Here is a 19291-nt window from a genome sequence, read left to right as displayed (position 1 = left end):
AAGGTGGGCAATGCCCACCCTACCTAGCTTAAATACCAGCATGACCTAGTGCTAAGCCAGTCACGAGCATTCCTAATACTAAAAATGGTTGAGCGCTTGCCTGATATTTGACATCATTTTTTAGCGGATCGCGCAAGAAATACATGTCCTGAAATACGATCTGCGGAATGACTAAAAAGATGAGAATGGTCGCATACAAGTTCTGACCAACACTAACTAAATATGCCGCAATTCCCATCTGAAAAATGTCGATTGCCAAAACGCAAATCCAAGCTGCTTTAGAAATACCAAACATGACTGGCAAAGATTTTAACCCTAATTGGCGATCGCCTTCTACACTCTTAAAATCATTTACCACAGCAATTCCCAAGCCTGCCATGCTGTAGATCAGCGTCAAAATTGCGATCGTCCAGTTGAGATCGCCAAATAAAGCATGACCAGTCCACCAGGGTAAGGCAATATAGCTAGCTCCCAAAGCATAATTACCTAACCAACCATTCTGCTTCAGTTTTAGCGGTGGAGCTGAATAGATATACGCTAGGAAAGAACCGCCAATTGCCAGCGCTGTAATTGTGAGAAATTGATGTCCCGCCCACAGATCTAAAGCAAAAGCAACTCCCAAACCAGCCACCAGCAGCACAATAATTTGGCTCACGACTTGGGGAACGGAAATTGCCCCAGAGGGAATCGGACGATAGGGTTCGTTGATTGCGTCGATTTCGCGATCGTAGAAATCATTTAGGGTTTGGGTATAACCCGTCAACAAAGGTCCCGCCAGCAACATAGCAGCAGCAGCAATTAAAACATGTTCCAACGTCCAAGTATACTGCCCCGAAGAAGCCGCCCCACAAATGACACCCCACATCAAGGGAATCCAGGTAATCGGCTTCATCAATTGCAGGCGAATTTTCCAAATTGAACTTTCGCCAGGACTTGCACCTTTCATGCCTAGTAGCTGCCTAGTTCTACCGCTGCGATCGCTTTGTAAACTAGCAACAGGATTGGTAGCAGACCCAATTTGCTCAGCAGCCTGCTCTGAATTACTATTTGGAAACGCAGAAGAGGGAGTTGGATCTGACATAAAAATAGGGAGTAGGGAGTCGTGGTAATAAGGGCGCACGGCTGTGCGTCCTTATTACTCATAATTACAAAGATACGATCAAATAGCCCTGCTGGAATTTTGCACCAGTTACAGTTTTGCCGCTCAAACCTGGGGGAAGGATAATATTGCGACGATGATCGCCTGCTTCTATAGTAATTTCACCGCCCGATTGAGTCAGCTTGACTTGCTTCTTATCAAATCCTGGTAAAAAGACGCGAACTTGACGTGCTGCTACGTCAATTTCTAGGGGTTTGGGAGCTGGTGCAGGTTGGGTAAAATCTGGTAAAGCATCCATGAGGGATTGCCAGTCGCCAGGAGTCGCAGTCGGAACGCTATTGACAGGTAAAGGCGAAAACTCAGACTGAAGGGCTTCTGTCGCAGTCATTTGATTGGCGATCGCACCTGCTATGGTTAAGCCGATTAGCTGAGAACTCCCCCACAAATAACGTGCTGTTGCCATACTTGCCGGATTGTCATTCACGACTAAATAAGCTGCAAGGCGTTTCGGATCGGCAAGGGCAGCTTTTCCCTGCTCTAGGATGTTCGTAACTTTACTCGTCGGTTGGGAAAAGGTGTCACCAGTCCAACTGACATTAAAGATACTGGCTAGGAGGGGCTGGAGAAACGGCGATACCGTTCTCCCCAAGTCGGAATCTGTTATCAACTTACCAAAGCGACGGGCATACCAGCTGAGACTTTCTGGCATTCCCAACACCCGCAGCATCGACGAGTCACCGCTACCGTCAAACACGATCGCGTCATACTTGCCGCTAGCATCATACTCTCGCAGAGCGTTGAGTACCAATGCTTTATCCATTCCTGGCAACACGACCAATTCTTGTCCGTAGACATCCTTAATTATGGGCGTGCGGAGATACTGCGCCTCTAGTTTTTTCACCTCATCCCAGTTGCGTTCCAACAAAGTCGAAGTTTTTAACTGGACGACTTGCAGGTTTGTTGCTACTGCTTGGGGTTCAGCTGCTAGGGACGTATCTAATAACAACCCTAATCCTGGTTGATTGTCATCTGTTGCCAAGAGAACGCGCTGTCCTTGACTTGCTAGACGCTTGGCAGCTGCGATCGCGATCGTCGTGCGTCCAGTCCCACCCTTGCCCAAAAATGTCAAAATGAGGGGCATTGTTTGCTTTCCTGATGAGTGCAAATAAGTTATGTCTGGTCAAGTTTCCCTCACGAAAACCCTTCCAGACATCTTCCCAGTCACGTAGGTTTAATTTCGTCTTCAAAAAACCAGGTGCTATAGTTGTCATCAAACTGCACTACAACACCAACGCCGCTACCGTCAGTCATTCTAAAACCCTTGACAGTACCGACTTGTCCGAGTCGCTTGACAACGGGGGGAGATACTCTATCTCTCAGGCGATATACTTTAACTTTCTGTCCGATTTCCATTCCAGTACTGCAATTCGTCACGAACCATGAATCAGTGTAGCTGAATTGGGCGCTTTCTGGGACATGGGAAGTCGGGAGTCAGGGACAAGGGGGACAAGGGAGCTGAGGGAGCTGAGGAAGCTGAGGAGCAATTCAAAATTCCCGCATTAATTCCGAATTCCGAATTCCGAATTCCGAATTCCGAATTCTCCCCACACCCTTTCTTCACTGCTCGTGCGCTCCCTGACAACTGACTTGACTTTGAAACGACGGTGTGAAAGAGTATCTTGTAACTTTTTGTGGGAAACTAATTCATGCTTCATTTGGTCTTATTCGTTAGTCATCAGAACGATCTCGGCGAAGGCAACTTTTGCTTTGAGCGTAGCTAACGCAATTTAAAGGCTGATGTTGCTGTCAAGCAAATTTTTTATTCTAGTGTTGTCAAAACTCCTATAGCTTGGGCTTAATGCTAACTCCACTGCTCGGTTTGATTCTAGGAATAGCTATCTTACTAGAGGCGACTTTAGCCTACAGAGGAGGTTATTTGTTCCTGCTCCCGCCAATTGCTAGCAGGAAAAAAAGCCATGTTTTGCTGGCAAGCGGCAAAGTTGCGATCGCCATCGCTCTCGCGATCGGCATGTTAGGCTACTATGACCTAATTAATGCTCCTCTATTACGCCAGATTAGGATTGCGCTCATCGTTTTGGGACTCCTACCAATCGCTACAGGCTTGCTGCAAGGGAACATCCATCGGCGTTCGGTAAAAGAAGTTATTTATCTAGTTAAAAATTTAGTTAAAGAGCTGAAGCGATCGCTGTTAGTTAAGCCTCAATTATGGACAAAAATCTACCTGCTTAGGACTCTAGTGCAGCGTGACTTAGATGCGCGGTATAAAGGATCGATTTTAGGGAACATATGGCCCTTGTTAAACCAACTTTCACAATTACTAATTTACACTTATGTATTCTCAATTGTGATGAAGGTCAGGCTTAACTTAAAAGGGCTACCAGAAAATAATAGTTTGACATTTGGTTTGTGGTTGTTTGCTGGATTGTTGCCTTGGATAGCTTTTACCAACGGACTGTTACAATCTTCAAACTCAGTTGTCAACAATACTAACCTAGTTAAGAAAGTTGTTTTTCCTTTGTCTCTCCTGCCTTTAGTACCAGTGCTATCTGCATTTGTAGAAAGTACGTTTGGTTTAATGGCATTGATTTTTTTAGTAGCAGTCACCACAAAAACGATCCACATCACGCTATTGCTGCTACCTTTGCTTTGGCTGACTCAAATACTATTTACATCAGGACTAGCGTATATTGCCGCAGGACTCACAGTCTTTTTGCGAGACATTCCTCAAACTCTAGCCGTTGTTTTAAATATCTGGTTATATTTAGCGCCAATTGTTTATCCCGAATCTCTTATTCCACCTCAAATTAGAGACTGGGTATTCTGGTTAAATCCAATGGCAACAATTGCGGAAACTTATCGAGGCTTGGTGTTAGTGGGAGAAGTGAAGCATTGGGGAGAGTGGGCAATTGCTGGCATAGTTTCTATAGTTGTATTCGCAGGTGGCTTTTGGGTATACAAGAAGTTACGTCCAGCTTTTGCCGATGTCCTCTAGTTTTGCCTAGCAGCGTGTGATGAGTGAGATTGCAATTTTCGTAAAACAAGTCTCTAAGTGCTACAGGTGTTACAACCGCCCGATAGATCGACTCAAAGAGATTTTATTACCTGGCAAGAGCCGCGCCCAAGAATTCTGGGCGTTAAAAGATATCAGCCTAGAGGTAACAAAAGGAGAAACTGTAGGAATTATCGGTCAAAATGGCTCTGGTAAAAGTACCTTATTGCAAGTTATTGCTGGAACGCTAACACCTACAACAGGTGAAGTTTATGTTAGCGGTCGAGTTTCAGCTTTACTTGAGTTAGGGAGTGGATTTAATCCTGAGTTTACCGGACGGCAAAATGTCTTTTTCAACGGACAGATTCTAGGTTTAAGTAGAACAGAAATAGAAGCTAAGTTTGATGAGATTGTTTCTTTTGCAGAGATTGGCGAGTTTATGGAACAACCCGTCAAAACCTATTCTAGTGGCATGTTTGTCCGCTTAGCTTTTGCTGTCGCGATTAATGTCAATCCCGAAATTTTAATTGTGGATGAAGCACTAGCTGTAGGAGACGGCGTGTTCGTACATCGGTGTATGGCAAAAATTCGGGAATTTCAAGATAATGGTGGGACAATTTTATATGTATCTCACGACGTGGGGGCAGTCTCGCGCCTTTGCACAAAAGCGCTTTGGATGAATCAAGGGATCGTTGTCGATAGCGGTAAACCAGCGGAAGTCTGCAAGCATTATCAAGCTTGGGTACACGAAGAGGTGAACAAACGGACTGCTTCACACCTCCACGATCGCCCAGATGTTCCCCATAGTATAGCTATTAACAATCAGAATGATGAAAATATCGACATCAAGAAAATAACAATTAAAGAAATTAATCCTTTTACTAATAAAAAGTTTTTATCGTTTGCTAATTATGAAAGATTTGGTACGGGACGAGCAGAAATAGAAGATGTTTGTTTGTTAGGAGCAAACGATCGCCCGATTCAATTAGTTTATCCCGGCGACATTGTTAAAGTCAGAATTACCACATTTAGACACGATATCGTCAGAAAACCTAACGTTGGCATTGCTCTATTAGATCGATTGCGAACCGTACTTTCAGGTTGGAGTACCGAACTTTTAGATAAAGAATTTGCCGATTACTGGTTATCAAAATCGGAAATTGGTAGAGCTACAGTCGAATTCGAGTTTATTTGGCCCCACCTCGCCGGAGGTAGCTATGCCTTTGATATTGCCTTTGGCGATGGTCCTCACGAAAATTTAGAGATGCTCGACTGGATTCAAAATGCGACTACCATCCAAGCAGCAGTCAATGATTTCGTCGATGGTGTATTCCAAGTCGCAGGTAGGCAGATCAGACTATGTGAGGAACTCGCATGTACGGGACAATCGATAAATTTTTAAATTATTTTTTAAATCGTAAATTTTTAAAATCCAGATTAGAAAATTGGATGAAAGCGTGGATAGATAATTATTTAAGTCAAAAGCTAGCTCCAGGCGATTGGCAAGAACAAATTGATAGTTATTTGGATCGAAAGTTATCTCAAGCCGATTTAGAGAAATGCATCGAGCAAGTGCAATTGAATCATTATTTAGTTTATGGCGATCCCCAAAGACTTAAACTATCGGCATCGTGTGTGGTCAATAATGCTCTATTTAACTTATCTTCTGGCACTATATGCATAGGAGAAGATGTTTTTTTCGGTCATAACGTGAGCTTGATTACTGGAACCCACGATTACAACAAGTTTGGTAAAGCCAGAATGTATGATTTTCCGATTGAAGGAAATGATATTGCGATTGAGGAGGGAGTGTGGATAGCTAGCAACGTTACAGTCATTGGTCCTTGCAAGATTGGCAAGCATTCTGTAGTTGCAGCAGGTGCAGTTGTCAAAGGCGATGTTCCCAGCTATCAAATTGTGGCGGGAGTTCCGGCAAAAATAGTCAAAACAATCGCGCCTACGGATGAGTTGTTAGATCCAAAAAAATTAAGCTAGAAATAGTAGGTTAATCTCAGAGTTAGTCCGCAATGATTGAAGCGAATAATCCAGAAATAAATATTGAGGAATTAAAACAAAAAATTACAGAGGAAGTTTCTCGACGACAGCCAGATTTGCTGACGGTATTACAGCACGATCGCCATGTCAACGGGGCGATCGCTAAAGAAGTGGTCAATATCAGCCACATAGAAGCATTAGCGAGTAATGCGGAATTCAAAGCTCAAGTCCGCACTCATTGGCCCAAAAAGTTCGATCGCTTTCCCTTTAATGTAGGTTGGTTAAAAAAGTACAGCCTCAAAATTTACAACTTTATTCAGAAAGAGCAGCGAGTCGTTAATTTTTCTCTCAGTCAAGGATTAAGAGAAGTCGCGGCGATCGAGCAACGGCTGAGCGAACAAGTAGCTGAGTTGAAAATCCAAATGAGTAGTATGAGCGATCGCCTCAGTTCTACAGAAGCACGGATAGCTCAATTAGGCGATCGCCTCGGTTCGAGTGAATCGCAGCTGGCTCGGATTAGAGAGCGGCTCAATAGCGTCACCCAAGAGCAAGTAACTCAGATTCATGCCACTCAAGAGCAAGTCAAGCAAAACCGAGAACGCTTAAACGCCAGCGAGGAGCGGGTCAGTCAAAATAGCGCTCGCATCCATGCGAGCGAATTCAACTTAGAGCAATTTAGCGATCGCCTCAAGTTGACTGAAGAAGGATTGAATGGTATTGGTATTCGTATTAGTAGCATGGACGCTCACTTGCTGGCGATCGAAGACCGTCACAACCGAAACGATAGCTATCTCAAAAATGATTTAGCACAGCAGAAGCGATTGATTACTCTGTTTCTCGAAGAAGCACGTCAACGCCTACCAGGAGCTTTTAGTCAAGAGCATTTGACCAGCTTTTTCGATGAAAACCAGCACTCGTTAGATGCCTTTTATGCTGCTTTTGAAGAACAATTTCGCGGCTCGCGGGAAGACATTACGAATAAACTCAAAGTTTACTTGCCGAAGATTGCCGCAGCCAACGTAGGCACGCCAGACGCACCAATTCTAGATGTAGGCTGCGGACGGGGTGAATGGCTAGAACTGTTACGCGACAATGGATATACGGCAAAAGGACTCGATATTAACCGAGTCACGATCGAACAATGTCAGTCTAGGGGACTGGAGGCGATCGAGTCCGATGTCATTACTTACCTGCGATCGCTACCAGAAAATAGCTTGGGAGCCGTGACTGGTTTTCATATTATCGAACACTTGTCTTTTGCGCAGTTGCTCAATTTAATTACAGAAGTCTTGCGAGTTTTACAACCAAATGGAATCGCTATTTTTGAAACGCCAAATCCGCAAAATTTACTCGTAGGTGCTTGTGACTTTTATTCCGATCCGACTCACCAAAGACCCCTTTACCCAGAAAGTATGCAATTCTTGTTTACCTATCAAGGCTTGCATAACGTCCAACTCCTACACTTAAACCCAGTAGAATCTAGTCCTTTCGATCGCGAAGAGCCAGAAATGCGAATCCTGCATAACTGGTTTTTTGGTCCCCGTGATTATGCCCTTATTGGATATAAAGTATGAAGCCACTGGCGATTGTAATCCCTTGGTTTGGTAAAGCTTTAAAAGGCGGCGCAGAACAACAGGCTTGGCAGATCGCCTCTCGTTTAGTGCGACGAGGACACAAAGTTGAAATTATCACGACTTGCTGCCAAGCCTTCGATCGCAACTGGGCAGAGAATCATCATAAGCCTGGATTGAGTCAAGAGGAAGGGATTGCAATTCGTCGGTTCAAGGTCGTCCGCACCGACCACGATGCTTTCAATCAAGTCAATCATCTCATGCTGAGAGTACCGCCTGCGCAGTTCAAGCCAGGAGTCAGTCCAGTCAGCTTAGATGATGCCACAATATTTTGCACGGAGAGTATCAGTTCTCCTCAACTACTACACTTTCTCAAAACTCATCACCATCAATATCAAGCATTTTTATTCATACCCTATCTATACGGTCCAATTTTAAATGGACTGTCACTTGTTGCCGATCGCGCTTTTTTACAACCCTGTTTGCATGACGAAGCATATGCTTATTTGCCGCAAGTCGAGCAGATGTTTCACCTAGCACGCGGGTTATTATTTAATAGCGAAGGTGAAGAGCAACTTGCTAAAAAGCTATACGGTGCTGGGATTATTCCTAAAAGTTATGTCGTTGGGGAGGGAATAGAAGTCGGACAGCATGACGATCCAACTCTAAGTCATATTGGCAATTTAGCACTCAAAAAAGATCGCTATATTCTCTATCTCGGTCGCCGAGATGCAACAAAAAATACAGATTTCTTAGTCAGAGCTTATGCTATTTTCAAGCAGAAGTATCCAGACTCTAGTTTGCAATTAATTTTAGCTGGTTCGGGAGAAACATCATTTCACGATGCTGCGCCAGAGTTAACCGATCTTGGTTTGGTGTCAGAAAGCGAGAAAGAAGCACTGCTGGCAAATTGCTTAGCTTTATTTCAACCCAGTCGGAATGAGAGTTACTCTCGCGTCATGATGGAAGCTTGGTTTTACGGACGACCCGTAGTCGTACATCAAGATTGCTTGGCAACTGCAAGTGCTGTCAAGAGTGCGCGGGGAGGTTGGCTAGCAGCAACAGAAATTGAATGGGCAGAGATGTTTGCCCAAATCGATCGCGCTGGAATGGAACAGCTAGCAGAATACGGTGCAAACGGTCAAAACTATGCTAGAAAAAATGCGAGTTGGGATGGAGTCATCGATCGCTACGAAACTATTTTAGGACTGACAGCTATTCCAGCCACTTCCCCACAACCGCAACAGAGACAACTAAAAGAAATTCATCAACTGATGGCTGGTTTTTCTTACGGAGATGCCATTTCTAACCATGCTAGGTGGATTAGAAACTATTTACAAGCCCTTGGTTACAAGTCGGAGATTTTTGCCGAACATTTAGACCCACGCGCCACCCATGAAGCCAAAAGACCCCATGCTAAAAGTATCGGTCAACAGGCTGGATTGATTTATCATCACTCGATTGGCTGCGAAGTCACAGAATATGCGATCGCTCATCCTAGTTCTAAGTGTCTGATTTACCACAACATCACGCCTGCTGAGTTTTTCCGGTCGTATCGCCCCGACGTTGCCCAACTGTTAGAACAAGGTCGGGCTGAATTAAACCAACTTGCCCAACATTTTCCCCTCTCAGTTGGAGTTTCCACATATAACGCCTCTGAACTGGCGGAATCTGGATTTACTGCACCAGGTGTACTGCCCATACCCGTAGACCCAAAAAAATGGGATATGGCAGCAGATCCACAGTTAATGCAACAGTTACAGGATGGGAAAACTAATCTCCTCTTTGTCGGGCGCGTCTCGCCTCACAAGCGCCAAGACCACCTTCTAGAAGCTTTTGCCCATTACTTGACAATGGATCGAGAGGCAAGATTGATTCTCATCGGTGGCGGTGACATTAACGATCCATACTATCACCACGTCACGAGCTTGATGCATCGGTTGCACGTCACGAATTACGTGATGATTCCAGGGCAAGTCAACGATGCCCAACTCTTAGCCTTTTATCGTACTGCTCACCTCTTTTGGTCGATGAGCGAACATGAAGGATTTTGCGTTCCTCTAGTTGAGGCGATGTGGTTTGACGTGCCGATTCTGGCGTATAAGAGTAGTGCTATTCCTGAGACATTAGGTAAAGCTGGGCTGATGTTTACCAATAAGGAAAACTTGATTGAAATTGCAGCACTGGCAAAGATTCTTGTTAAAGATAACCCGTTAAGAGAAAAGGTGATAACTGCTCAGCGCCAACAGCGAAACAAGTTTTCGCCTCCCGCAGTTATTGAGAAGTTAAATAAAATCGTCCTAATGATGGAGGAAAATTTTAGTCATGAGCTATCTGAGTCAACTCTTAAATCTCTCAAGCAAAGCTAGCAAAAAAATTGGGGAAATCTCTGATTCGCTTTCAAATAAACGCTCCACCTCAGAATCAGAAACATTATCAGACCGAGAATTTTTAGTAGATGCTTATCGCAAACTTTTAGGACGAGAGGCTGATGAAGATGGGTTAAAACATTACATTAAGCTTCTCCAAACTGGTTACAGCAGAACCGACGTACTCATGAGCTTAGTTCAGTCGGATGAGTTTATTAATAAAGTTTTAAAAGATAATATTAGGATTCAAAATTTACGGGAACTCAGACCAGAACGTTATTACGCAGTGGAAGATCTTTTACAGCCTAATAATGCTTTGGTCTTTTCTGTAGAAAACCTCAATGATTTTGATTGGCTAGAAAGCATGATTCTCAAACACGGTTATTATGAAAAACCGGGTGTATGGGGTTTTAGAATTGATAAAGATAAGAAAGTCATGGCTGAAATTATGTCAGCCTTCCAACCCAAAAGAGCTTTGGAAATAGGCTGTGCTAATGGAACTATTCTGCAATGTTTGCATGAGATGAACATCCATTGCGAAGGAATAGAAATTAGCTCGATGGCAATTGATAAAGCTTTTCCTGACATCAAAAATAATATCCATCATGGAGACTTGTTAGAACTAGAGCTTTCGGAAAAATACGATCTCATTTTTGGTTTGGATATATTTGAACACTTAAACCCCAACAAACTACACGACTATCTCGATCGCATAGATCGAATATTAGTTGATGGCGGTTACTTATTTGGCAATATTCCGGCATTTGGTGAAGATCCAATCTTTGGAACAGTTTTTCCTGTTTATATTAAAGAGTGGGAACGAGATATTGCTGAAGAAAAGCCTTTTAACCTGCTTCACGTCGATAAAGACGGCTATCCGATTAACGGACATTTAATTTGGGCTGATTGGCACTGGTGGGTAAAACAATTTGAACAGCATGGTTTTCACCGAGAAGTAGAAGTTGAAAAAGTTTTACATAAAAAGTATGATGCTTACATGGAAAAAACATCGATTGCGAGAAAGTCATACTTTGTTTTTTCTAAACGTGGAGAGCAACAAAAAACAGTAGCGATCGCCGAGCGGATTAGTTCGCGATCGTCAAAAGTTTTGTGAGTTCAATAAGAAGCTCGGTCGGAATATGAGTAGCGTAATTGCTACTCTAATTAGGGTTTTTTATTGTCAGCATTTCATAGTAAAAAATAGTATAATATCTGCCTTAAGGTAGATAAAAAAGGTGATGGTCTTTGAAAGAATCATCTGAAATTTTAAAACGAAAAGCTAGCAAGATGAATGCCAAAAACATTTTTGCCAAAGTAGCTCTCAAGTCTGTAAAAACAATCGTTAAAAAGTTGGCTAAACCCGAATTAAACGCTCAAACTTGCTCTCATGAAAGCTTGCCTGAAATGGAGACGCTCTCTGATGAGAGCTATTTAAGAATGGCATATAAAATCATCTTTGAGCGCGAAATTGACTCGGAGGGGTTAGCAAACTGGTTGAACGCGCTTGATAGGGGTATGAGTCGAACTGCTTTAGTGAGAATGTTAGTCGATTCTATTGAATTTCAACTACGTCCATTGAGTAGTAAAGACTATTGGCATCTACTCAATGCCAAGCTTCATCACGCTAGATTTAAACTGATTAGAACGGTACTTCCAGAAGCAAAAGTTATTCTAGACTTGGGAGGAGCTTCTACGGGTGACGCTCGTGGTGCTTTGTTAAGCTTTGGTTATCCATATCTACCAGAAAAAATATATATTGCCGACTTACCTCCCGATGAAAGGATGCTAAATGCTTCTGAGTTGACACAACAGATTAAATACAAAAGTTGTGAGATTCAATATGTCTATACAAGCATGAGCGACCTATCTTTATTTGAGGAAGGTTCTTTCGATCTAATTTGGTCGGGACAATCGATCGAACACGTAACTCAAGAAGATGCTGAAAAAGTGTTTGCTCAAGCATACAAGTTGTTGAAACCAGGGGGCAAGCTGGCACTGGATACTCCCAATCGTTCTGCAACTCAAATACAGTGTCCTAAAGGTTATATTCATCCAGAACATAAAATTGAATACTTTTACAGTGACTTGTGCCAAATTTTAGAGAGGCACAATTTTAAGATTGTTGAAACAAAAGGTCTGATCGATCTGTCTAAAACTATTGATAAGAACTTGGATATGAAACATTTTTGTGAGGAGGCTATTAGTGGTGAGGCTTTGAACGATCGACCAGAAAAGTCATATTGTTTTTATATGTGCTGTATGCGAAGTTGCGATATTTAAACAACCAAAGATGCGATCGCGAGATGCTTTATGGGTTCCATCTATAAAGACGGAAAGGCATACTTGATGCTAAACAATGGTGTAAGAGAGAGTTGGTGGATTTGCTAACGCTGACGCTCAGCTACTCGACATATTTGTAGATATTGACAATAAATAGCGGTTGTCAAGGCGATCGCGATGACGGTATATTGTCTGAAACTTTATAAAAGTTTAAATATGTAGTCTAGTGTAGTGTGGAGTGACATGAGTAAAGCTAATCCAATCTATATTCTCGGAGCAGGTCCAGCAGGACTAGCAGCGGCTTACACCTTAACTCAAAAAGGTCAGCCAGTCGTAGTAGTAGAAAGAGATACGAGGGTAGGCGGATTAGCAAAAAGTATTGAATATCAAGGCTTTATTCTAGATTTTGGTCCGCATCGCTTTTTCACCAAACTCGCTCCCGTACTCAAACTTTGGAGTGAAGTCTTAGGAAAAGATCGAGTCACTGTCAATCGCTTGACACGCATCTACTATGGGGGAAAGTATTTCAGCTATCCGCTTAAAGCGAAAGAAGCTCTACTGACGATGGGACCGATTGAGAGCGTCAAGATTCTCGTTTCATATGCTCAATCGCAGTTATTTCCCAATCGCCATCCCCGCAATTTTGCCCAATGGGTGACAAGTAGATTTGGTCGGCGGCTATTTGAAATATTTTTTCAGGCTTACACGGAAAAACTTTGGGGCATACCCTGTACGGAAATTAGTGCAGATTGGGCTGCACAACGGATTAAAGGCTTATCCTTATTGAAAGCAGCTCGAAGTGCTTTATTGGGTAACGATGGCAAAGTCAAAACACTAATCGATCGCTTTGAATTTCCTCGGTTAGGTTCGGGACAATTGTATGAAAAGATCGGTGAATACCTGCACCAGCACAATCAAAGCGTGTTGTTAAATACAGAAGTCGTCCAGGTTCACCACGATAACTCTCAAGTTACCCAAATCACCTTAAGAAATCGCCAGACGGGAGAGGAGTCAACAGTCAACTGCGGTGGTGTAATTTCTTCCGTACCCATTAGTCTGTTGGTGCAGCAAATGAATCCGCCTGCTCCATCAGAGGCGATCGCAGCTGCTAAGTCTCTCAAGTTTCGCAATACAATTTTGGTCTATTTAATCGTTGAAGGCAATAACTTATTCCCAGATAACTGGCTTTACATTAACGAGCCAAGCGTGCAATTAGGACGAGTCACCAATTTTGCTAACTGGTCGCCTGAGATGTTGCCAAACCAGCATCAAACACCATTGTGCTGCGAGTATTGGTGCAACTACGACGAACCGATGTGGCAGCAACCAGAAGCAGAATTGCTAGAGCGAGCAGAACGAGAACTGCGAAAAATTGGGCTTTTACATCACGAAAAAGTTTCTGGTGGATTTGTCGTTCGCTTACCCCGTACTTACCCCATTTATGCAGGTAACTATCAACAAGCACTAAGCGATATTCAGTCGTATTTGCAGCCATTTTCTAATCTTCAATTAGTCGGAAGATACGGTGCATTTAAATACAACAATCAAGACCATAGCTTATTGATGGGGATTCTAGCAGCAGAAAATGTTTTGAGTCCCGGCAAGCACAATCTTTGGTCGGTTAATTCAGATAGCGAATACCAAGAAGAAGCTAGTGCCACCGCTAAGACCACCACACATAAGACGGTGAAAAAACCTCGCCAACAAAAGACACTCAAAGTCTTGAAAGAATTTGGTGGCTATGTCTTTACAGGTGGAGCCGCAACAGTCGTTGATGTCGCGATCTTTTCATTGCTCGTTCAGTCTGGCGTTTGGTCTGTCTCAGCCTTGTGTGTCAGCTATTTTATGGGATTGACGACTAATTTTTGGCTGAGTCGTCGCTTTGTTTTCGGGATCTATTGGAAGAACTGGCTAATTCAGTATGCCGTGTTTGCCACAGTTGCCCTCAACAGCTTGCTGGCAAATTTAGGATTGTTACAACTTTTAATGGACGATGCTGGTTGGAATGCTACTGCTGCCCGTTTGGTCAGTGCTGCTTGCGTAGCTCTACTTAGCTTTACGGGACACAAGATGTATTCTTTTGCGTCAAATCAACAGGAGTTTGTTCGCAAGCCTGAATAAATTGTCGTACATCAAAAGATATTGCCAGTGCTAAATATCATTGGGTTCAAACGTTACCCGCAAATCTACCAAGCTATCTGCTTAGGATTAGGATTTACGTTAATCCAAGTTCTCTTCGGGTGTTTGTTTTCAAATTCTCAAAATTTAGTAGAGGGCTATTCTAAGCTTTGCCGATGGGATTGTGACTGGTATACGCATATCATCGAACATGGCTATCGAAGTACAATTCCGCCCACGCCGCAAAATCCAGATTTATCAAATGTGGCATTTTTTCCTGGCTATCCTGTCATTGCTGGGGCGATTAAGAACATTTTCAATCTACCCACACAAACTGCTTTGCTACTAGCCGCACAGATAGCCTGTTGGGGGTTTTGGACATATGTATTTTTGTTGTTTCAACGCTGGCGGATTTCCGATCGACTATCCCTTTGCGGTGCGATCGCAATTTTAGTACATCCAGCCGCTTTTTATTTAGTCGCTGGTTACTCAGAATCGCTGTTTTTAATGATGTTGCTTGGTTTTCTCTACTGGACTGCATCAAAAAAGCGCGTTGCCTGGATTCTTGCTGCTACACACGGCTTTGTTATGACTGCAACACGGGTTGTTGGTCTACCAATAGCCATCTATCCCCTATTTCATTTTTGGCTATTGAGCGCTAAAGATCGACAAGCAAAACCATTTCGGTTTTGGCAAAAGAGTAGCAAATATTTGTTAGTCAGCACCGTTTCTATTCTGGGTTCTCTCTTATTCTTTGCCTTTTGCTATTTCAAGTTTGGCGCTTGGAATTTCTACATGCAAACGCAAGCGATAGGATGGGGAGTCAAACCTAACTATTTAGCCATTTTCAAGCCAGAAAGTTATTTTGCTTTCCTTGACCCTAAAATTTTGAATTTACCTGGTGTAATTAATGCTATTTCAGTACCGTTCGCTTTGATTAGTTTTTTCATTGTTTTTCTACTCGAACGGAAGGCAGCACCTTTTTTGATAGAGGGGAGTTGGAAACAAAGAGCTGAATTTTATGTAGCTGGCTGGCTCATGTTTTATCTATCTGCTTGCGGTATGAGTAGCTTATCCATGACGAGCATGGTTCGCTACACTTTCTGCGTACATGTAGTGCTTGTACTAGCTACGATTCACCTTATATCTAGGACGCAATTTTACAGGTTGTTCAATCAAAAATGGATTGTTTTCCTACTATTGTTGATGGCAACTCCTTCATTGTTACTCCAAATGAAATTTGTGGGTATGTTTACGAATATGCAATGGGTTGCCTAAGCTTACCAATAGACCGCACAACTGACTAAAATGAAATAATTATTTCGATCTACGTTTTGTCAGTGTCAGTTCATAAAATCATCATTGATGCTACTCCCATGACTCCTCAACCTAGTGGAGTCGGGTTGCAGGTAGCAAACTTAATTCAATCGCTTTACTCCCTGCAAGCAGAGGAAAATTTTGAGTTAGGTATTGTCTATCAACCTGGAATTAAAGACTGGCTGCGCGGTAATTGGAGTGTCCCTGAAGTGTTAACGAAATATTCTTCAGTTCATTTCCTACCAATTCCAGTTAGAGTTTCTAATTTGTTATTATTTCCTACTTACAAATCAATTTGGTCATCCTTGGCAAAATCTTGGGGAAATCCAGACATATTGCACGGAACTAACTATTCGGTTTATCCTTGCGATCGCAGTTTCAAAGTCATGAATATATATGACGTTGCTTTTCTTAAATATCCTCAATATGTTAATGCAGTCGCTAAAAGTTATGTAGAGAAAGTCAAACGATGTCTGCGGTGGACGGACTTAGTTTTAACCATCTCAGAAAGTTCTAAGCAAGATATTATTCAATATCTCAATGTTGCTGCCGAACGAGTTTTTGTTACACCATTGGCAAGTCGCTACTGTTCTAATTACTTATCATCTCAAAATCTCGAACAGCTCAGCCAGTCAGTTAACTACGATTTTTCCAAGCCTTATCTATTATTTGTCAGTAACATAGAACCTAGAAAAAATATCATTTCTATTATAGTGGCATTTAATGAATTAAAACAAAAATATAAGATCGAACACAATCTTGTATTAATTGGTCGCAAAGGATGGAATTATCAAAGCATTTTTGCGGCGATTGAGGCATCGCCTTATCAACAAGACATTTACCATCTTGACTATTTATCTGATGAATTAGTGGCACTATTTTATACTAGAGCTGATGTATTTGTTTATCCTTCTTATTATGAGGGATTTGGTTTACCCGTACTAGAAGCTATGACATTAGGCACTCCGGTAGTCGCTTCTAACACTTCATCATTACCAGAAATCGCGGGAGATGCAGCTATATTAATCGACCCAAACGATTCAAATAGCTTAGCCGAGGCAATTTGGGAAGTTATTAATAACTCTCAATTGCGACATGAATTAATTCAGAAAGGTAAAGCAAGAGCAAAACAGTACTCTTGGCAGCACAATGCACGGGAAACATTAAAGGCTTACCGGAGTCTCTTGGTATAGAAATATTCTGGTTATAGCGTTTCCTACGTAGGTTAAATGCATTCGTAGGGGCGCACAGCTGTGCGCCCCTACAGATCTATGTACCTTATCCAATTGAGAATGGCTGTATCGATTGAATTTGGTTTAAACTGCATCATTGTTGGCTTGGCGATCGCATCACGATGATGGATGCTAACCTCTCCTATAAGAAGATGCAAACATTGTTAGTAACTGGTGGCTTGGGTTTTATTGGTTCTAACTTCATTTTAGAAGCGAGAGAAAAGCAATGGGCAAGGATCGTCAATTTAGATAAGTTAACTTATGCTAGCAATCCTCAAAATTTAGCCGAATTGCAGGACGATCGCGATTATCATTTTATCCGTGGAGATATCGGCGATCGCGAGCTATTATCTCATTTATTAGACCAATACCAGCCAGATGCAATTATTAACTTTGCGGCTGAAACCCATGTCGATCGCTCGATTCAAACTCCTTTAAATTTTATTCAAACTAATATAGTAGGAACATTCCAACTGTTAGAAGCTAGCAAAGCCTATTGGGACAAACTATCTGCATACAAACAAGAGCAATTCCGTTTCTTACACGTCTCTACAGATGAAGTCTACGGCTCTTTAGAACCAAAAGCTCCGCCATTTCGAGAAGATACCCCTTACGCGCCAAATAGTCCCTACGCTGCGTCAAAAGCCAGCTCAGATCATCTCGTCCGAGCTTACTGTCATACCTATGGTTTTCCCACTCTAATTACTAATTGCTCGAATAACTACGGTCCACGTCAGTTTCCCGAAAAACTAATCCCCTTAATCATTCTCAACGCTTTACACGGTCAACCTTTACCAATATATGGAGATGGGCAAAATATTCGAGATTGGTTGTATGTTACAGATCACTGCGAAGCTCTCTATCTAGTTTTACAACATAGTCGCGTAGGAGAAACTTATAATATTGGGGGGAAAAACGAACAAACTAACATCGCAGTCGTTGAGAAAATTTGCGCTATTCTTGACGATTTGGCTCCCAAACCTAATTTTCGTCACTCCTCTTTAATTACCTTTGTCAAAGACCGTCTCGGACACGACAGAAGGTATGCTATAGATTGCAGCAAAATCTCTAGAGAATTAGGCTGGCAACCAAAAGAGAACTTTGATAGTGGGTTGTTAAAGACAATTCAATGGTATCTGAGCAATCCGATTTGGGTAGAGCAAGTCTGAGCAAGTGTATTGTCAGCGAATGCTAATTAACTTATCTTTTCTCATCAATAAACCGACAGGAATTACAACTTACGCTCTGAATTTAATTCCGTACTTGCGATCGCTCGATCCTACCTTCCTAATTTCGCCTGTTGCTGCTCGTCTTCTACCCACACCGCAGACTCAAGACACATATTATCCCATTCCTGCTAACTTAACCCCAGAACAAGGGACAGTCGGACATTTGCGGCGTTTATTCTGGACGCAATTGCAACTACCGCAAATTTATCGCCAATTGCGATCGCAATTATTATTCTCTCCCGTTCCAGAAGCACCCCTTTACACGCGCTGTCACTACATCGTCACAGTTCACGATCTCATCCCCTTGCGCTTTCCCAGACTTTCACCCTTAACTCCCTATCACCGCTATTACATCCCCCAAGTTCTCAGCCAAGCACAGCACGTTATTTGTAACTCCACTGCGACAGCCTCAGATATTATTGACTTTTTCCACATCCCAGCCGCTAAAATTACTCCCATACCCTTAGCATATGATGCAAACCATTTCCGCTGGCTCAACTTAGCTCAGCAGAATGAAACTCGTCCTTACTTTATTTATATTGGTCGTCACGATCCGCACAAAAACTTACATCGATTAATTGCAGCTTTTGCAAAAATGTCGAGTTGCCAAAATTGCGATTTACTACTAGCTGGAACGGGCGATCGCCGCTATACTCCAAAGCTAGAAGCACAAAGTATAGAATTAGGAATTGCCGATCGCGTCAAGTTTCTAGATTACATTCCCTACGAACAACTACCAATTTTACTCAATCGGGCGATCGCATTAGTTTTTCCCAGTTTGTGGGAAGGATTTGGCTTACCCGTACTCGAAGCGATGGCTTGCGGTACTCCTGTAATTACGTCCAATCTTTCCTCTTTACCAGAAGTAACAGGCGATGCGGCTTTATTAGTGAATCCCTACAACATTGAGGAGATTACTGCTGCTATGGAAAGTATAGTTACCGATCGTCAACTGCGATCGCGGCTGTCTAATTCAAGTTTAACCAGAGCCAGTCAATTTAGTTGGGGAAAAACAGGACTAGCTACAGTTGAGGTGTTAAAAAGATTTTTATAGTTCGAGAGATGGGGATT

At 42.5% G+C, this 19291-nt stretch carries 16 protein-coding genes; 12 read left to right on the top strand and 4 right to left on the bottom strand.

Annotated features, from left to right (window positions below; all coding sequences use genetic code 11):
* Positions 1 to 28 precede the first annotated feature (28 nt).
* The 4 genes from chlG to C7Y66_RS31060 all read right to left on the bottom strand — a co-directional run bounded on the left by chlG (position 29) and on the right by C7Y66_RS31060 (position 2814).
* Positions 29 to 1081 (bottom strand): chlorophyll synthase ChlG, encoded by a 1053-nt coding sequence (chlG, locus tag C7Y66_RS12805; protein WP_106545867.1) that lies wholly within the window; start codon positions 1079 to 1081, stop codon positions 29 to 31.
* Between the two features lie 64 nt (positions 1082 to 1145).
* Positions 1146 to 2240 carry an ArsA family ATPase gene (locus tag C7Y66_RS12800; protein WP_106545866.1) on the bottom strand — a complete coding sequence of 365 codons (1095 nt, stop codon included), beginning with the start codon at positions 2238 to 2240 and terminating at the stop codon, positions 1146 to 1148.
* 80 nt (positions 2241 to 2320) lie between these two features.
* On the bottom strand, positions 2321 to 2512 hold the full coding sequence (locus C7Y66_RS12795; RefSeq protein ID WP_015157157.1) for a DUF2862 domain-containing protein: 192 nt from the start codon (positions 2510 to 2512) through the stop codon (positions 2321 to 2323).
* A 146-nt stretch (positions 2513 to 2658) separates the two neighbouring features.
* On the bottom strand, positions 2659 to 2814 hold the full coding sequence (locus C7Y66_RS31060; RefSeq protein WP_158265914.1) for a hypothetical protein: 156 nt from the start codon (positions 2812 to 2814) through the stop codon (positions 2659 to 2661).
* Positions 2815 to 3263: 449 nt separating this feature from the next.
* Between C7Y66_RS31060 and C7Y66_RS12790 the strand changes: the two genes are divergently transcribed.
* From C7Y66_RS12790 to C7Y66_RS12735, 12 genes are all read left to right on the top strand, one after another.
* Positions 3264 to 4112 carry an ABC transporter permease gene (locus C7Y66_RS12790; RefSeq protein WP_370143938.1) on the top strand — a complete coding sequence of 283 codons (849 nt, stop codon included), beginning with the start codon at positions 3264 to 3266 and terminating at the stop codon, positions 4110 to 4112.
* Positions 4113 to 4131: 19 nt separating this feature from the next.
* Positions 4132 to 5511 carry an ABC transporter ATP-binding protein gene (locus tag C7Y66_RS12785; protein WP_106545865.1) on the top strand — a complete coding sequence of 460 codons (1380 nt, stop codon included), beginning with the start codon at positions 4132 to 4134 and terminating at the stop codon, positions 5509 to 5511.
* 47 nt (positions 5512 to 5558) lie between these two features.
* Entirely contained in the window at positions 5559 to 6104 is a 546-nt protein-coding gene (locus C7Y66_RS12780) for an acyltransferase (RefSeq protein WP_233222656.1), read from the top strand.
* Between the two features lie 32 nt (positions 6105 to 6136).
* Positions 6137 to 7678: a bifunctional 2-polyprenyl-6-hydroxyphenol methylase/3-demethylubiquinol 3-O-methyltransferase UbiG gene (locus C7Y66_RS12775; protein ID WP_106545863.1), complete on the top strand. Its 1542-nt coding sequence runs from the start codon at positions 6137 to 6139 to the stop codon at positions 7676 to 7678.
* Entirely contained in the window at positions 7675 to 10044 is a 2370-nt protein-coding gene (locus tag C7Y66_RS12770) for a glycosyltransferase (RefSeq protein WP_106545862.1), read from the top strand. Before C7Y66_RS12775 ends, C7Y66_RS12770 begins: the two co-directional genes overlap by 4 nt.
* Complete coding sequence (locus C7Y66_RS12765) at positions 10001 to 11158, top strand: methyltransferase domain-containing protein (RefSeq protein ID WP_106545861.1); 1158 nt, start codon at positions 10001 to 10003, stop codon at positions 11156 to 11158. Before C7Y66_RS12770 ends, C7Y66_RS12765 begins: the two co-directional genes overlap by 44 nt.
* 131 nt (positions 11159 to 11289) lie before the next feature.
* Complete coding sequence (locus C7Y66_RS12760) at positions 11290 to 12324, top strand: methyltransferase domain-containing protein (protein ID WP_146149782.1); 1035 nt, start codon at positions 11290 to 11292, stop codon at positions 12322 to 12324.
* Between the two features lie 243 nt (positions 12325 to 12567).
* Positions 12568 to 14445 (top strand): GtrA family protein, encoded by a 1878-nt coding sequence (locus C7Y66_RS12755; protein WP_106545859.1) that lies wholly within the window; start codon positions 12568 to 12570, stop codon positions 14443 to 14445.
* Positions 14446 to 14472: 27 nt separating this feature from the next.
* Positions 14473 to 15720, top strand: coding sequence for a hypothetical protein (locus C7Y66_RS12750; protein WP_106545858.1), 1248 nt, complete (start codon positions 14473 to 14475; stop codon positions 15718 to 15720).
* A gap of 98 nt (positions 15721 to 15818) precedes the next feature.
* A complete protein-coding gene (locus tag C7Y66_RS12745) occupies positions 15819 to 16952 on the top strand; it encodes a glycosyltransferase family 1 protein (RefSeq protein WP_106545857.1) in 1134 nt (377 codons plus the stop codon).
* 191 nt (positions 16953 to 17143) lie between these two features.
* Positions 17144 to 18160, top strand: a complete 1017-nt coding sequence (rfbB, locus tag C7Y66_RS12740; protein ID WP_106545878.1) for a dTDP-glucose 4,6-dehydratase — start codon at positions 17144 to 17146, stop codon at positions 18158 to 18160.
* Between the two features lie 19 nt (positions 18161 to 18179).
* Positions 18180 to 19274: a glycosyltransferase family 1 protein gene (locus tag C7Y66_RS12735; protein ID WP_106545856.1), complete on the top strand. Its 1095-nt coding sequence runs from the start codon at positions 18180 to 18182 to the stop codon at positions 19272 to 19274.
* The last annotated feature ends 17 nt before the right edge of the window (positions 19275 to 19291 follow it).

Origin of the sequence: Chroococcidiopsis sp. CCALA 051, assembly GCF_003015105.1 — a bacterium.
GTDB lineage: Bacteria > Cyanobacteriota > Cyanobacteriia > Cyanobacteriales > Chroococcidiopsidaceae > Chroococcidiopsis > Chroococcidiopsis thermalis.
Note: the sequence above shows the minus strand (reverse complement) of the source record. Positions and strands in the feature narration are given on the sequence as shown.

Coding starts and splice junctions, on each gene's coding strand:
- chlG (WP_106545867.1), bottom strand. CDS start 1,081: ATGTCAGATCCAACTCCCTCTTCTGCGTTTCCAAATAGTAATTCAGAG.
- C7Y66_RS12755 (WP_106545859.1), top strand. CDS start 12,568: ATGAGTAAAGCTAATCCAATCTATATTCTCGGAGCAGGTCCAGCAGGA.
- C7Y66_RS12775 (WP_106545863.1), top strand. CDS start 6,137: ATGATTGAAGCGAATAATCCAGAAATAAATATTGAGGAATTAAAACAA.
- C7Y66_RS12745 (WP_106545857.1), top strand. CDS start 15,819: ATGACTCCTCAACCTAGTGGAGTCGGGTTGCAGGTAGCAAACTTAATT.
- C7Y66_RS31060 (WP_158265914.1), bottom strand. CDS start 2,814: ATGAAGCATGAATTAGTTTCCCACAAAAAGTTACAAGATACTCTTTCA.
- C7Y66_RS12780 (WP_233222656.1), top strand. CDS start 5,559: ATGAAAGCGTGGATAGATAATTATTTAAGTCAAAAGCTAGCTCCAGGC.
- C7Y66_RS12785 (WP_106545865.1), top strand. CDS start 4,132: ATGAGTGAGATTGCAATTTTCGTAAAACAAGTCTCTAAGTGCTACAGG.
- C7Y66_RS12770 (WP_106545862.1), top strand. CDS start 7,675: ATGAAGCCACTGGCGATTGTAATCCCTTGGTTTGGTAAAGCTTTAAAA.
- C7Y66_RS12795 (WP_015157157.1), bottom strand. CDS start 2,512: ATGGAAATCGGACAGAAAGTTAAAGTATATCGCCTGAGAGATAGAGTA.
- rfbB (WP_106545878.1), top strand. CDS start 17,144: ATGCAAACATTGTTAGTAACTGGTGGCTTGGGTTTTATTGGTTCTAAC.
- C7Y66_RS12800 (WP_106545866.1), bottom strand. CDS start 2,240: ATGCCCCTCATTTTGACATTTTTGGGCAAGGGTGGGACTGGACGCACG.
- C7Y66_RS12765 (WP_106545861.1), top strand. CDS start 10,001: ATGAGCTATCTGAGTCAACTCTTAAATCTCTCAAGCAAAGCTAGCAAA.
- C7Y66_RS12735 (WP_106545856.1), top strand. CDS start 18,180: ATGCTAATTAACTTATCTTTTCTCATCAATAAACCGACAGGAATTACA.